Here is a 15814-nt window from a genome sequence, read left to right as displayed (position 1 = left end):
GTTGCAGGTCTGGCGTGGGAGCGGGCTTGCCTCGCGACAGGGCCGACACAGCCCACACTTCTTTTCAGCAGGAATCCCCATGCCCCACCACACCCCCTTGGCCCTGAGCCTGGCCATCGGCAGCCTCGCCGTGCCCGCGCTGGCCGCCGAATCCACCGACCGCCTCGACACCGTGGTCGTGGTCGGCACTCACCGCAGTGACCTCACCGCCCTGCAAAGCGCCGCCCCGGTGGACGTGCTCAGCGGCGACAAGCTCCAGGAAACCGGCGCCCGCGACCTGTCCGGCGCCCTCACCGCGCTGTCGCCCTCGTTCAACTACCCGCAGTCGCCCCAGGGCGCCTTCGCCGGCTCCATCGCCCAGGGCGCCTCGCTGCGCGGCCTGGCCTCCGACCAGGTGCTGGTGCTGGTCAACGGCAAGCGCCGCCACACCAGCGCCAACGTCACCCGCCAGGGCCTGGCCAACGGCCGTGGCGCGGCGGCGGTGGACCTGAGCCTGATCCCGCTGGCGGCGGTCGAGCGGGTGGAGATCCTGCGCGACGGCGCCGCCGCCCAGTACGGCTCGGACGCCATCGCCGGGGTGATCAACATCGTCCTCAAGGAGCGCGACGAAGGCGGCAACCTCGGCTACCGCTTCGGCGGCTACGACAAAGGCGACGGCCTGCAGCGCAAGCTCAGCGGCTGGAAAGGCTTCGCCCTGCCCAATGACGGTTTCCTCACCCTGGCCTTCGACGCTGGCAGCCAGGACCCGGCCAGCGACACCCGCGACGACAACCGGATCTTCTACCCCGGCTCCACCAGCACCGCGACCCCGCGCGAGCAGAGCAACCGCTACCGCAACTGGCGCTGGGGCTCGGGCAATGTCTCGGACCAGTACAACTTCACCGCCAACGCCGAAATGGGGCTGGGCGATGGCCTGAGCGCCTACGGCCTGGCCACCTACGCGCACAAGAACACCGACGCCGAGAACTTCTTCGACCCGCCCACTACCCTGCGCAGCAACTACGGTAGCGTGGCCCTGGCGCGCTACCCGGACGGGCGCCTGCCGATCACCCGCTACGGCCTGGAGGACTACGCCGTCACCGGCGGCCTGCGCTACGAGGACGAGACCCTCGGGCACTTCGACCTGGCCCTGAACCATGGCAACAACCGCGTCGACTCCACCGACCGCGACGCCATCAACCCCAGCTGGGGCACGGCCAGCGCCTCGACCCTCTACACCGGTCGACGCGAGGCCGACCAGACCAACCTGACCCTGGACTGGACCCGCGACTTCGCCACCGACCTGCTGTTCAAGCCACTGACGGTGTCCGCCGGCCTGGCCTGGCGCGAGGAAAACTACCAACTCAGCGCCGGCGACGCCCAGGGCTGGCAGAACGGGCCGCTGTTCAACACCGTCGACCCGCTGACCGGTCGGCGCATCCCCGGCTACTATTCGGGCATCACCCAGGTCGACGCCGCCGCCCTCGACCGCCGGGTGATCGGCGCCTACTTCGACCTCGAAGGGCAGATCACCGAGCAACTCCAGGCCGGCTTCGCCCTGCGCAGCGAGCATTACTCCGACTTCGGCGACACCACCAACGGCAAGCTGTCGCTGCGCTACGACTTCACCCCCGAGATCGCCGCCCGCGCCAGCGCCAGCACCGGCTACCGCGCGCCGTCGCTGGTGCAGTCGGGGCTGTCGTCGTTCAGCGTGCAGGTGGTCGAGCAGCCGCCGGGCAGCGGCAACTGGGTCGAGGTGCAACAGCGCACCCTGCGTGCCGACAGCCCCGAGGCGCGGCTGCTGGGCGGCAAGGCGCTCAAGCCCGAGGAGTCGACCAACTTCTCGGTCGGTCTGGTATGGCGTCCGCTGGCCAACGCGTCGCTGACCGTCGATGCCTATCGCATCGACATCGACAACCGCATCACCCTGTCCGACCAGCTGCCGGCCTCGGTGGTCGGGCCGATCTTCGCCGGCACGCCGTACGCCAACATCCAGAGCGCGGCGTTCTACAGCAATATCGCCGACACCCGCACCGACGGCATCGAACTGGCCGGGCACTACCAGCTCGACCTCGGCGCCTGGGGCCGGCTGGACCTCAACGGCGGCTATGCGCGCACCAACACGCGCATCACCGGGCTGGACGATGTCGGCGGCATTGCCGGCAACCAGATCATCGGCCGCAACACCCAGGGGCTGATCGAGGACGGCACGCCCAAGGACAAGCTGACCCTGAGCGCCAACTGGCAGTACCAGGGCTGGAACGTGACCGTGGCCCAGCGCCGCTACGGCCAGTGGCAGAACCGCAACGCCGCCAACCCGGCGCTGGACCAGACCTTCGGCGCGCAGTGGGTGACCGACCTGGACGTGGCCTACCGTTTCGGGCTGGGGCTGACCTTGTCGGTGGGGGCGATCAACCTGTTCGACAGCCACCCCGACAAGCTCGAGGGCGCGCAATTGTACGGCGTGCCGAAGTATTCGATCACCAGCCCCGAAGGAGCGCAGGGGGCGTTCTACTACACCAGCCTGAGCTACGATTTCTGATGGCCCATCGCGGGCAAGTCCACTCCTGCAGGAGCGGGCTTGCCCGCGACAACGGCACACGCTCCCTCAAGACGCGAGGATAAAGTCCGCCACCGTCACGCTGGTCGCATCCCCCACCCCGACCAGGCGAATGGAGTCAGGCCCACCGAAACTGACCAGCGTATCGGCGCCTACATCGGCAATGCTGACACTGACGGCAAAGCTCGCCGCAGTAATGCTCAGCGCCGTGATATCCAACCGGTCCTGGCCGCCTGCCGGGGCGGCATCGAAGCCGAACACCTGGTCGGTGCCGAAGCCTGCGGCGAACTGGAAGATATCGTTGCCGTCGCTGGCCACCAGCGAGTCATTGCCGGCACCACCGCTGACGATGTCGTCGCCGGCCCCGCCATCGACGAAGTCGTTGCCGTTGCCGCCCTGCACGATATCGTTGCCGCCACCGCCCAGCACCGTGTCGTTGCCGTCGCCACCGGCCACCACATCGATGCCGACGCCACCGTCGAGGTTGTCGTTGCCCGCCCCGGCCTGCAGCGTGTCGTTGCCGACACCGCCATTGAGCGCGTCATCGCCCTCCCCTCCGTCAAGGCTGTCGTCGCCACCGCCCCCGTTCAGGCTGTCGGCGCCGAGGCCACCGATCAGCTGGTCGTTGCCGGCATCGCCGTTGAGCGTGTCGTTGCCGGCGTTGCCGACCAGGGTATCGTTGCCGCCGTCGCCACTGAGGGTGTCGTTGCCGGCACCGCCGGTGATGACGTTGTTCAGCCCGTTGCCGGTGCCGACGAAATTACCGACGCCGGTGTAGGTCAGGTTCTCGACGTTGGCGCTCAGGCTGTAGCTGGCCAGCGCGGTCAGCACGGTGTCGATGCCACCGCCACCCGCCTCGACCACCACATCCGACGTGGAGTCGACGATATAGGTGTCGTTGCCGGCACCGCCCACCATCCGGTCACCACCGGCGCCGCCATTGAGCTGGTCGTTGCCGGCCCCGCCGGTGAGGGTGTTGGCCAGCGCGTTACCGGTGCCGGTGAAGTTGCCGCTGCCGGTGAAGGTGAGGTTCTCGACGTTGGCGCCGAGCTGATAGCTGAGCAGGCTGGTCTGCACCAGGTCGGTACCGCCACCGACCGCCTCGACGACACTGTCGCCGGCATTGTCGACCACGAAGGTGTCGTTGCCCAGGCCGCCGTCCATGGCATCCGCGCCAACGCCACCGTTGAGAGTGTCGTTGCCGTCCTCGCCGAACAGGAAGTCACCGTCGTCACCGCCGTTGAGGATGTCGTTGCCCGCTCCACCAAACAGCTGGTCCACCGCGCCCAGGCCATTGAGCGTGTCGTTGCCGCCCAGGCCGCGCAGCACATCGTTGCCGGCGCCGCCGGTGAGGGTGTTCGCCGCGTTGGTGCCCACCAGGGTGACGCCGGTCAGCAGGCGCACCGCCGTGGTCGCGGCGGAAGTCACAGTTTCCTGGGCGCCGAAGCCGTCGGTGTAGCGCACGATCACCCGCAGTTGCTGGTTGCCCTGGGCGAAGCCCGGGGTGTAGCTCGCCGTGGTGGCGCCGGCGATGTCGACGAAGTTGCCGCCCACGCCCTGCTGCCACTGGAAGCTGAAGGCGCCCAGCCCGTCGAGATCGGCGATGCCGGCGGTCGAGGCGGTCAGCAGCTGCCCCTGGTCCGGCGTGGTGTCGCTGATCAGCACCGTGCCGGTCGGCGCGTCGTTGACGTTGGCCACTGGTCCGAGGATGTCGGAGGCGGCGCGCTCGGCCACGCCGAAGGTATCCACGTAGCCCACCTGCACCCGGACATGCTGGCCGACCTGGGGCTGGCCAAGGGTGAAGGTACTGGCGGTGGCACCGGCGATATCGACCCAGCCGGCGCCGTTGTTCATCTGCCATTGGAAGGTGAACGGCGCGCTGCCGATGCCGTCGGCGTCGACGATGGTCGCCGGGTTGGCGCTCAGCACCTGGTTCTGCACCAGCAGCCCGGCCACGGCGGGTCCGCTGCTGGGCGCGCTGTTGGCCGAGGAGTCGACGATCTCCAGGGTGCCCTTGGCATCCTGGTACACCGCCCGCACGCGGATGTTCAGGCCGGCGACATCGTCCGCCACCCGGTAGGTGCTGCCGATCGCCCGCGAGACCTCGCCGGCGGCGACGAAGGTGATGTCCTCGTAGACGCCCGTGCCGGGGATGTTCTCCACCTGCCAGTAGTAGGCCACCGGCCCGTTCAGCGCGCCGCTGGGGTTGCTCGCGCCCTGGTTGTCGGCATCGTGCACCGCCAGGTCGCTGACCCGCAGCAACTGCCCGGCCACGGGCGTGTCGTCGCGCAGGCCGGTGGCATCGTCGACGATCGCCAGGTGGCCGCTGGGGCCGTTGTTCAGCGCGCTGCCCACGCCGGAAGCCTGGGCGCCGTCGGCGAACTGCAGTCGCTCGATGCCGGTCAGGCGATCGACACCGTCGCGTCCGACCACCGTGTCGGTGACGATCACCGTGTTGCCTTCGACGACGATGCGGTAGTCCGTGGCGATACCGGAGAACAGCGCGGTGTCGTACTGGTCGGTACCGCTGAGGATCTCCCGCACGATCACCAGCTGGCCGGGGTTGTAGGTGCCCTTGAGCATCAGCGGCACCATCGGCTCCATGCTGTCGAACGAGGCGATCTCCGGCCCGCTGCCGTCGCTGTTGGCCCGCACGCTGATGCGCACGTTCAGCCACTTGTCGCCGTCGAGGATATCGTCGCCGCCACGCCCTTCGATCAGGTCGCTGCCACTGCCGCCGAGGATGATGTTGCCGCCGTCGTAGAAGGTCGCACCGACGGGCAGCAGCCCGGCCAGGCCGTTGATCAGGCTGATGTTGGTGAGCACGCTGCCGGTGGCCCCGGCGGTCGGCAGCGAGGTGGCGTCCTCGTTGTCGCCGCGCAGGAAGTCACCGTGCGCCGAGCCCGACAGCCCTTCCATGATGTCGAAGCGCACCAGCGCCGAAGCCCCCGAGCCCGGTACCGGCGGCACATCGAAGAAGCGGTCGCTGTAGTCGACGGTCACGCCCTGGGCCAAGCCCTTGAAGGTCGCCCAGTCATAGCCGGAACCGCCGATGTAGCGATCGCCGAAGCCGAGGCTGCCGACCATGATGTCGTCGCCGCCTTCACCGTTGAACTTGTCGTTCTCGTTGCCGCCGACGAACACGTCGTTGCCGATCACCGGGTCGTTGCCGAGGGGGTCGAAGTTGTCGCCGGGGGCGCCGTCCGAGGTGCCCTTCTCGATCCAGTCGTCGCCTTCGTTGCCCATGTCCTGCTCGTTGGCCTTGCTGCCGAGGATGAAGTCGTTGCCCTGGCCGCCGATGGCCTCGGAAGCATCCTCGCCGGTGACGATGAAGTCGTTGCCGAAGCCGCCGATGATCAGGTTGACGCCATTGCCGCCATGCAGCACATCGTTGCCGTCGCCGCCCTGGATGTTGTCGTCACCGCCCATGTCGCTGATGATGTCGTCGCCGGCACCGCCGCGCAGCTGGTCGTTGCCGTAGCCGCCTTCGATGCGGTCGTTGCCGCCGTCGCCCCAGACCGTGTCGTCGCCTTCGCTGGAGACGAGGATGTCGTCGCCCTGGGTGCCGCCCAGCACGATGTGCTGGTCACCGGCATAACGGATGTAGTTGCTGTCGGGCCCTTCGGTCAGCGGGCTGTCGCGGAACACCACCTGCTGGCCGTTGTCGCCGAGCGGGTCGGCGTTGCCCAGGCCGTCGTTGTACTGCTTGCTGCGGTCCAGCTCCAGGTAGAACCCCGGGTCGGAGAACACCAGGCCCGGCAGGTGCGTGGCCGAGGTGTTGGCCATGATCAGCTTGGCGAACGAGTTGCTTTCCAGCTCGGCGTTCATCGACAGGCCGGCGGTGCGCTCCAGGTAATAGAAGCGGTCGCCGTCCTGCAGTTTCTCCAGCTGGTTCTCGAACACGAAGTTGAAGGTGCTGCCGAGCATGCCGCCGAACGGGGTCTTGGCCTCGGCCAGGCCGCCAATCCACAGGTCGATGGCATCGACGCCGGTCACGGTCACGCCCTTGAGGTCATCGACAGTGCCCAGCACCCCGTCCTTGCCCGCCAGCGTCACGTTGGCCCAGCTACCGCTGCCGTTGAGGAAGTCCAGGCGGTCGGACGGCGCGTCCGCGCCACCGAACACCAGGGCCAGGGCCGCGGCGCGCTTGCCGTCGAGGGTAGTGGCCGAGGTGATGGAGCCGTGGGTGCCGTAGGCGGCGATGAAGTTGATCAGCGATTCCGGGTGCTTGAGGTGCTGCACCAGGTCGACCCAGCTGGTGTAGGGCTTGAGCTGGGTATCGCCGGTCTGCCCGAAGATGTCGCGGCGCACGGCGTTGAGCGAGGGGATGCCGACATCGCGACCACGGGCGATATTGATCGCCGGCAGGTCCAGCGGCAGGCCGAGCAGGTTGTTGCGCAGCGCCTCGGTGACGAACTCGTCGATCTCGTTGCCGGCCTGGCGGGTCACCCCGCGCACGATGGCGCTGGTCGCCTCCTCGGGGGTCACGCCGCTGGCGGCGTAGGCCAGCGGGTTGAGGAACGCCGCGATCAGGCCCATCTGCTGCTCGGGGTTGGCGCTGGCCGGGTCGCCGATCACCTTGAAGTCGATGTCAAAGCGGTCGACGGTTTCGGTCAGCATCGAGTGGCCGAAACGGTACACGGTGTGCGCGAACTCGGCGACGATCGAGGCATCGAGGTCGACGTCGTAGACCTGGGTCGGGGCGAAGAACAGGTCGACGCGCGGCTGGATGGTCCGGGCGAACTCCTCGAACACCAGGTGCTGGTACTGCATCTCGGTGCCGAACTTGGCCGCCTGGAACAACCGCTCGCCGTTCCACACCAGGGCGTCGATCTCGGCCTGGCTGGCGGGCAAGGCGCTGACCGGGGTCAGCAGCCACTCGTTGAGGAAGGCCAGGTCGCCCGAGTCGAGCACGGTGTCCTGGGTCTGCGCCACCAGCCGGTTGTGCTCGGAATGGAAGATCGCATGCACCGCGGTCAGGCCGATGTTCTCGTTGACCCGGCCATCGCCGGCGATGTAGTGGGCGTCCAGCAGTTCATTGTCGTAGGCCAGGTTGGCTCCAGTGTGCGGGTTGACCGGCACGGCGTTGCCGGTGGCGCTGTCGGCATCTGGCGCCAGCACGCCGCCGATGGACACCGGCACGGCATTGTGGGCGATGTCGGCGAGGAACTGGTGGCCGGTGCGCACGGCGTTGGCCAGGTCGATCGGCGCCAGCGGGTTGCCTTCGACCAGCACATCGTCGGCGGTGCCGCCCAGGCCGTCGGCGCCCTTCATCACCACCATCGGATAGCCATGCGGCCCCTTGATGAAGTTACCGTAGGCATCGGTGGCCAGCAGCGGCACGTTGTCGACGTCGGCGTCGGTCAGGTGGATGCCGAGGATGTCGTTGGCCTGGGCCTTGACCACCTTCCAGGTGGCCATGCCACCGATCTCGCTGTCGTCACCGGTGCCGAACTTGCCGTCGGCGCCCAGGTCGCGGTTGGTGATCAGCCGGCCGGTGGCGATGGGGCCACTGGCGCTGAGCTGGTAACCGCGCAGGAAGACCTGGTGCGAGGGGTGCGAGCTGTAGGTCTGGTTCTGGTCGACGAACGGCGTGGTGGTGTTGGTGTGCTCGTGGATGTCGTCGGCGTTGCCGAGGATGCCGTCCGGCCCCGGCAGGTTGGTGGCCCGGGTCAGCACCATGAAGTTGGCGGCGCCGCCCGGCACGTACAGCGGGTCGTCCGGCTGCAGAGGTATGAAGATGGTTCCCGAACCGCCCTTGGTGACCAGGTCCAGGCCGTGGTCGAAGAACTGGCCGAAGAAGGTCATCCAGGCGTTGAACGGCGCCGACAGCCCGGCATCCGCCGAGGTGTTCTCGAACAGGAAGACATCATGGTCGTCGCCGGTGCCGAACTGGCCATCCATGCCTGGGCTGGCGACCACCCGCACACCGTCCTTGAGCTGGTCGTCGTTGCCCGGCGTGCCGAAGTCCAGCACACCGTTGGCCCCGGGGTCGTAGGCGCTGGCGTAGGCCGCCGGGTTGTTCGAGGTCTGATCGACGATCAGGTTGCTGATGGTGCGCGGCTCTGAGTCGAACACGTAGCCGCTGGTCTGCTGGTACGACGAGCCGGGGATGGCCGGCGAGCCGGGGCCGAAGAACCCGGCAGGCGCGCCCTCGGCGGCATTGAACACCGGGTCGGTCAGGCGCGGGAAGACATTGTCGGCGGCGCCATACTCGGTGTGGTCATGGCCATTGAGGTTCATCAGGTTGTTGTTCGAACCGTCGACCGCGCGCAGGCCCAAGGGTGCGCGGATGTTGGGGATCAGCGAGAGGATGTCCTGCCCGGCGGCATCCGCTTCGGCGATCTTGATCTGGGCAAGGATGAAGTTGAGGTCGGAACGGACCATGTGCAGGCCCTCGCCCCCCGCGCTGGCATCGACCACCGGCGTGGGCGCGGTCGGCACCACCGGCGCGCCGGCCTCGACCACGCTGGTGGGCGCGGAGAACAGCACCTCGGTGGTGCCGTGGGCGTCCTGGTAGATCGCCTTGACCCGCAGCGACAGGCCGACCAGGTCCGGCGACACCTTGAACGCGGTGCCATCGGCGCTCTGGAACGCCAGGTCGCCGGCCGGCAGCAGGATGATGTCCTCGAACACGCCGCTACCGGGGTCGGCCTCGAACTGCCAGTAGTAGGACACCGAGGCATTGGCCAGGGTGCCCAGCGGGTTGCCCGCCGTGACGTTGTCGCCGTCGCGCACCCCGGCCATGCTCACGCTGAGGATATCGCCCACGGTGATCGCGCCACCGTTGCCGTCACTGAGGCTCGGGCTGCCGGTCGGCTGCGCGTTCAGGCCCGGCACCAGCACGCGCTGGGCATCGGCGAACTGCAGGCGCTCGATGTGCAGCAGGGTATCGGTGCCGTCACGCCCGGCCACGGTATCGGCCACGGTCCACACATCGTCCGCCAGGTCGGCGGTGCCGCGGGTGTCCTGGGTCACCACGTACTCGGCCTGCACCCCGGAGAACACCGCAGTGTCGAAGGCCGCGCCACCAGTCGAGGTGCCGGGCAGGATTTCCCGGATGGCCTTGAGCTGGCCGGGGTTGTAGGTGCGGTCGAGCATGAACGGAATCATCTCGACCATGCTGTCGAAACTGGCGATTTCTGGCCCCGTGTGGTCGACGTCATCGGCGGCGTAGACCGCGATACGCACGTTGAGCCACTTGTCGCCGTCGATCAGGTCGTCGCCGCCACGGCCCTCGATCAGGTCGCTGCCATTACCACCCAGCAGGATGTTGCCGGTGGCAAAGCCCGTGGTCGGCAGCCCCGCGTCGGCGAGGAACTGCGCCAAGCCGCGGATGAGCGCGACATTGCTCAGGGCGCTGCCGGTGGTGCCGCCATGGTTGAGGATGGTAACCGCATCGACGTCGTCGCCCTTGAGCACGTCGGCGAAGCGCGAACCGGACAGTCCCTCGACCTCGGCGAAGCGATCGAGGATCGACGCCGGCGAGGCGCCGACCGGGTTGAACACCCCGGCGTTCTGGTTCGGCGCGTTGCCATGGGGCTGTGCCAGCGCGGCCAGGCTCAGGTCGGCGGTGACACCGACCTGATCGTTCTTGTAGGTGATCCAGTCGAAGCCGGACATGCCGTCCATCTTGTCCTGGGCATCGCTGCCGACAAAGATGTCGTCGCCGCCCTCGCCGATCATTTCGTCGAAGCCGCCACCGCCGACGAAGATGTCGTTGCCCACCACTTCATCGGTGAGCAGCGGCGCGAAGTTGTCGCCCGGCGCGCCGTCCTGGGTGCCCTTCTCGATCCAGTCGTCACCTTCGTTGCCGGTGGGCGGCAGGTTGGTCTTGGCGCCGAGGATGAAGTCGTCGCCCTGGCCGCCGAAGGTGGTGCTGATGTCCTCGGTGGTGATGATGAAGTCCTGGCCGTCGCCGCCGAGGATCAGATTGCCGGCGGCGAGCATGCTGCCGGCGACGATCACGTCGTTGCCGGCGTTGCCTTCCAGGCGGTTGTCGCCGAACGAATCGGTGATGATGTCGTCGCCTGCGCCACCGAGCACGGCATCGTTGCCGGCGCCGCCCTCGAGGTAGTCGTTGCCGCCATCGCCATAGAGCGTGTCGTCGCCTTCGCCGGAAAGGATGATGTCATCGCCCGAGGTACCGCCGAGCACCACATGGTCCTCGCCGGTGTAGTGCAGGTAGTTGCCGTCCGGCCCCACGGTGTCGGGGTTGTCGCGAATGACCAGCGGCACGATCTCCACGCCGTTGATCTCGATCCCTCCGGTGGGGTCGGCGCGACCGTCGCCGCCAAGGCCGGTGAACTGGTTGGCCTGGTTGACCTCGAGGGTGAAGGTCGGGGTGAGGAACACGGTGTTGGACAGGTGGGTGACATCGGAGTTGGCCATGATCAGCTTGGCGAACGAGTTGTTCTCCAGCTCCGCGCCGAAGTTAAGGCCCGCGGTACGCGACAGGTAATAGAAGCGGTCGCCGTTCTGCAGGGCCTCCAGCTGGGTCTCGAAGACGAAGTTGAAGGATGAGCCGAGCATGCCGCCGAAGGGCATCTTCTGCTCGGCCAGGCCGCCGACCCAGAAGTCGATGGCGTCGACCCCGGTCACCGTCACCCCGCTCAGGTCGTCCGCGGTGCCCAGCACGCCGTCCTTGCCGGCCTTGGTCACGTTGGCCCAGGCGCCGCTGCCGTTGAGGAAGTCCAGGCGGTCGGACGGCGCGCCGCTGCCGCCCAGCACCAGGGCCAGGGCGGCGGCGCGCTTGTCGGCCAGGGTGGCCGCCGAGGTGATCGAGGCGTGAGTGCCGTAGGCGGCGATGAAGTTGACCAGCGACGCGGGGTGCTTGAGGTGGTCGGCAAAGTCGACCCAGCTGATGTAGGGCTTGAGCTGGCTGTCGCCGGTCATGGCGTAGAACTCGCGCCGCGCCTCGTTGAGCGAGGGAATGCCGGTGTCGCGGCCACGGGCCAGGTTCAACGCCGGCAGGTCCAGGGGCAGGCCGAGCAGGTTGTTGCGCAGCGCCTCGGTGACGAATTCGTCGATCTCGTTGCCGAGCTGGCGGGTCACGCCACGGATGATCGCCCCGGCCGCTTCATCGGCGGTGGCGCCGCTGCCGGCGAAGGCCAGCGGGTTGAGGAAGGCGGCGATCAGGCCCAGTTGCTGGTCCGGGTTGTCCGGATCGCTGAGGATCGGGTTGAACGCTGGGTCGAAGCGGTCGACGGTCTCGGTCAGCATCGAGTGGCCGAAGCGGTACACCACATGGGCGAATTCGGCGAGGATCGCCGGGTTGATCGAGGTGTCGTAGCCACTGGGGGCGAGGAACTCGTCGATCTGAGGCTGGATGGTGCGGGCGAACTCCTCGAACACCAGGTGCTGGTACTGCATCTCGGTGCCGAACCTGGCCGCCTGGAACAGGCGTTCGCCATTCCACACCAGCGCCGCTACCTCGGCGGGCGTGGCGGGCAAGGCGGCCACATCGTCGATCAACCACTCGTTGAGGAACGCCAGGTCGCCCGAGGCGAGGATGGTGTCCTTGGTCTGCTGGACCAGGCGGTTGTGCTCGGAGTGGAACACGTGATGCACGGCGGTCAGGCCGATGTTCTCGTTGACCCGGCCGTCACCGGCGATGTAGTGGGCGTCGAGCAGTTCGTTGTCGTAGGTCAGGTTGTTGCCGCCCGGGCCCATGGGCTGGGCATTGCCCACGGCACTGTCGGCATCGGCCTGCAGCACCCCGCCGACCAGCACCGGCTCGGCGTTGTGGGCGATGTCGTCGAGAAAACCATGGCCGGTGCTCACGGCATTGGCCAGGCTGATGGGCGCGGCGCGATTGCCTTCGACCAGCTGGGTGACGTCGTCGGCGGTACCGGCAATGCCGTCGGCGCCATTGCCCACGCGGATCACCACCTGCGGCATGCCGTTGGGTCCGCGCAGGAAGTTGCCATAGGCGTCGGTGGCCAGCAGTGGCACCCGGTGCACGTCGGCGTCGGTCAGGTTGATGCCGAGGATGTCGCGGGCCTGGGCCTTGACCACGGCCCAGGTGGCCATGCCGCCGTTCTCGCCGTTGCCATCGTCGCTGGTGCCGAACTTGCCATCGGCGCCCAGGTCACGGTTGGTGATCAACCGCCCGGTGGCCACCGGGTGACCGGCCGCGTCGAGGGCGTACTCGCGCAGGAATACCTGGTGCGAGGGGTGCGAGCTGTAGGTCTGGCTCTGGTCGACGAAGGGCGAGGTGGTGTTGGTCTGGCCATCGTCGGCGGTACCGACCACGCCATCGGCACCGGCACTGCGTACCGCGCGTGGCAGCACCATGAAGTTGGTCGGGCTGTTGGCCACGTACAGCGGGTCGTCCGGTTGCAGCGGGATGAACACCATCTGGCTGCTGCTCTTGGTGACCAGGTCCAGGCCATGGTCGAAGAACTGGCCGAAGAAGGTCATCCAGGCGTTGAAGCCGGCGGTCAGGCCGGCGTCCGGCGACTGGTTGGGGATGAAGAACACCTCTTTGTCATCGGCGGTGCCGAACACCCCGTCGATGCCGGGGCTGAGCACCGGAGCGGCGCCGCCGTTGGCATCGACCGCGGCCGGGTTGTTGGCGGTCTGGTCGACGATCAGGTTGCTGATGGTGCGCGGCTGGCTGTCGCTCACCGTGCCGGTGCCGGCATACGCCGCCCGGTACTGGGCATCCATCAGGCGCAGGAAGGCGTTGTCCGAGGCGCCGAACTCGCTCTGCCCGGTCACCAGGTTGTTGTAGCTGCCGTCGACGGTGCGCAGGCCGAACGGCACCTGGCTGTTGGGCAGCAGGTCGATGAGGCTGGCGCCCTGGGCGTGGGCCTCGGCGATGAAGATCTGCTGGAGGATGAATTGCAGGTCGGACTTGCTGAAATTGGCCATGATGGCTGACCTCTGTCTGTCGGGAGCGAGGCGCAGGCGCCCGTCGCGCCCGGTCGGTGGCGTGCACGGTCATGCGGTTGGTTTTTTTATGGCGAATACAGGCGCGCGACAGCGTTACCCGTCATGCGGGCTACGTGCCTCGGATTCGCGAAGGTTCAGGGCTCGCCGTCGCTCAGGCGCGGCGCTCCCGGGCCCGGGGCGGGCCATGGTTTCTCGAATGGCAGGGGAACGTCCTGTAGAGCCCATTCACTCGGTACAAGAACAGGAGACGAGTCATGTTCTGCTCCCACAGGAATGTCGACAAGGATTCGCGAGGGGTCGGGGCGACAGCAGGCCTGCGGCGAAAGTTCCCACGAACTGATTAAGACTAAAGTTGCGCGGCAAAATCTTGTCAATATTTCGTCAGCAAAAAATACCTCGCATCGATAATGCTTCTCAAGCCACTGTTTTTAATAGGAACTTGAAGGAACATATAGAGCAAAAAGATATTACAAGATATTTCTACACAACCTACTCTGCTGCTAGTGGGCTCCCTGCAACGTATTCGGAATAACCCGCCAAAAGAGCGACAAAACCTTCTGCAGGCCAGCAACCACAAGGCTTTTAGCCCGACCACCGCAACGGCGGTCGGCATTTTGCGCAGAGGGAGGCTCCCCCGATGACCAGGCAGACAGGCACCCGCTCCGAGCTGGCCGAGGCACTGTTTCAACTGCGACGCAGTTTCTATGCCCTGGCGGTGTTCAGCGGGGTGATAAACGTCATGATGTTGACGCCCGCCGTGTACATGCTGCAGGTGTACGACCGCGCGCTGGTCAGCCGCAACCTCACCACCCTGGGCATGCTGACGGTGCTGGTGGTGGGGCTGTTCCTGCTGATGACCACCCTGGAGATGCTGCGCAGCCGGGTGCTGGTGCGGGTCGGCAACCGCCTGGACATGGCGCTGAACCGGCGCCTGTTCAGCGCCGCCTTCGAGCGCAACCTCAGCCGTGCCGGCGGCAGCCCCGGCCAGGCCCTGCAGGACCTGGCGCAGGTGCGTCAGTTCCTCACCGGCAACGGCCTGTTCGCCTTCTTCGACGCGCCCTGGACACCGATCTACCTGCTCGTCGCCTACCTGATCCACCCGCTGCTCGGCCTGGTCACGCTGGGCGGCTCGCTGATCCTCGCGGCCCTGGCCTGGCTCACCGAAAAGGCCACCAAGCAGCCCCTGGGCGAGGCCAACCACGCCGCCCTCGCCTGCGCCCATTACGCCAACAACAACCTGCGCAACGCCGAGGTGATCGAGGCCATGGGCATGCTGCCGTCGATCAGCCAGCGCTGGTTCCAGAGCCACCTGCGCATCCTGCAGATGCAGACCCTGGCCTCCGACCGCGCCGCCGTCATCGGCAGCATCGGGCGCTTCGTGCGTATCACCCTGCAGTCGCTGATCCTCGGCACCGGGGCCCTGCTGGCGATCGAGGGCAAGATCACCCCGGGCATGATGATCGCCTGCTCGATTCTGACTGGCCGGGCCCTGGGCCCGGTGGAGCAAGTGATCGCCGCGTGGAAGCCACTGCTCGGTTGCCGCCTGGCCTGGGGGCGGCTCAACGGCTTGCTGCAGGACTATCCGCAGCGCCCGCCGAGCATGTCGCTGCAACGGCCGCTGGGCATGCTGGCGGTGGAGAACGTCTATGCCGGCGCGCCCGGCACCAGCAGTACCATCCTGCGAGGCGTCAGCCTGGGCCTGACCCCGGGTGAAAGCCTCGGGGTGATCGGCCCGTCCGCCTCGGGCAAGTCGACCCTGGCGCGGTTGCTGGTCGGGGTGTGGCCGGCACAGGCTGGCAAGGTACGCCTGGACGGCGCCGACATCTTCACCTGGAACAAGCGCGAACTGGGCCCCTGGCTCGGCTACCTGCCCCAGGATGTCGAGCTGTTCGAAGGCAGCATCGCCGACAACATCGCCCGCTTCGCCGAAGTGGACAGCGAGGCAGTGATTCGCGCCGCCAGGAGCGCCGGCGTGCACGACATGATCCTGCGCTTTGCCCAGGGCTACGACACCCGCCTGGACAGCGACGGCGGCCCGCTGTCCGGCGGCCAGAAGCAGCGTATCGCCCTGGCCCGCGCGCTGTACGGCGAGCCCAACCTGATCGTGCTGGACGAGCCGAACGCCAACCTCGACGACCTCGGCGAGAAGGCCCTGGTCGACGCCCTCGCCGAGCTCAAGGGCCGCGGCGCCACGGTGGTGCTGATCTCGCACCGCCCCAACGTGCTCTGCGCCGTCGACAAGGTGCTGATGCTGCGCGACGGCGCCGTGCAGATGCTCGGCAGCCGTGAAGAAGTGTTCGCCGCCCTGCGCACGGCCAGCGTGATCCCCGCTGGCGCCGCGACCCCGCTGGCCGCCGTCAAGGTACGGGAGTGACCGAT

General features: G+C 67.6%; 3 protein-coding genes. 2 read left to right on the top strand and 1 reads right to left on the bottom strand.

Annotated features, from left to right (window positions below):
* Positions 1-79: 79 nt before the first annotated feature.
* Positions 80-2521: a TonB-dependent receptor plug domain-containing protein gene (locus HU751_RS03935; RefSeq protein WP_186732566.1), complete on the top strand. Its 2442-nt coding sequence runs from the start codon at positions 80-82 to the stop codon at positions 2519-2521.
* Between the two features lie 66 nt (positions 2522-2587).
* Here HU751_RS03935 and HU751_RS03930 read toward each other — a convergent pair whose 3' ends face one another.
* Complete coding sequence (locus HU751_RS03930) at positions 2588-13414, bottom strand: peroxidase family protein (protein WP_186732567.1); 10827 nt, start codon at positions 13412-13414, stop codon at positions 2588-2590.
* A 658-nt stretch (positions 13415-14072) separates the two neighbouring features.
* Between HU751_RS03930 and HU751_RS03925 the strand changes: the two genes are divergently transcribed.
* The gene (locus HU751_RS03925; protein ID WP_186732568.1) at positions 14073-15809 is read left to right on the top strand and encodes a type I secretion system permease/ATPase; all 1737 of its coding nucleotides are present in this window, start codon (positions 14073-14075) and stop codon (positions 15807-15809) included.
* Positions 15810-15814 lie beyond the last annotated feature (5 nt).

This window comes from Pseudomonas peradeniyensis (assembly GCF_014268935.2).
In the GTDB taxonomy this organism is placed as follows: Bacteria; Pseudomonadota; Gammaproteobacteria; order Pseudomonadales; family Pseudomonadaceae; genus Aquipseudomonas; species Aquipseudomonas peradeniyensis.
The sequence above is the reverse complement of the archived record's forward strand: the minus strand, read 5'-3'. Positions and strand labels throughout refer to the sequence as shown.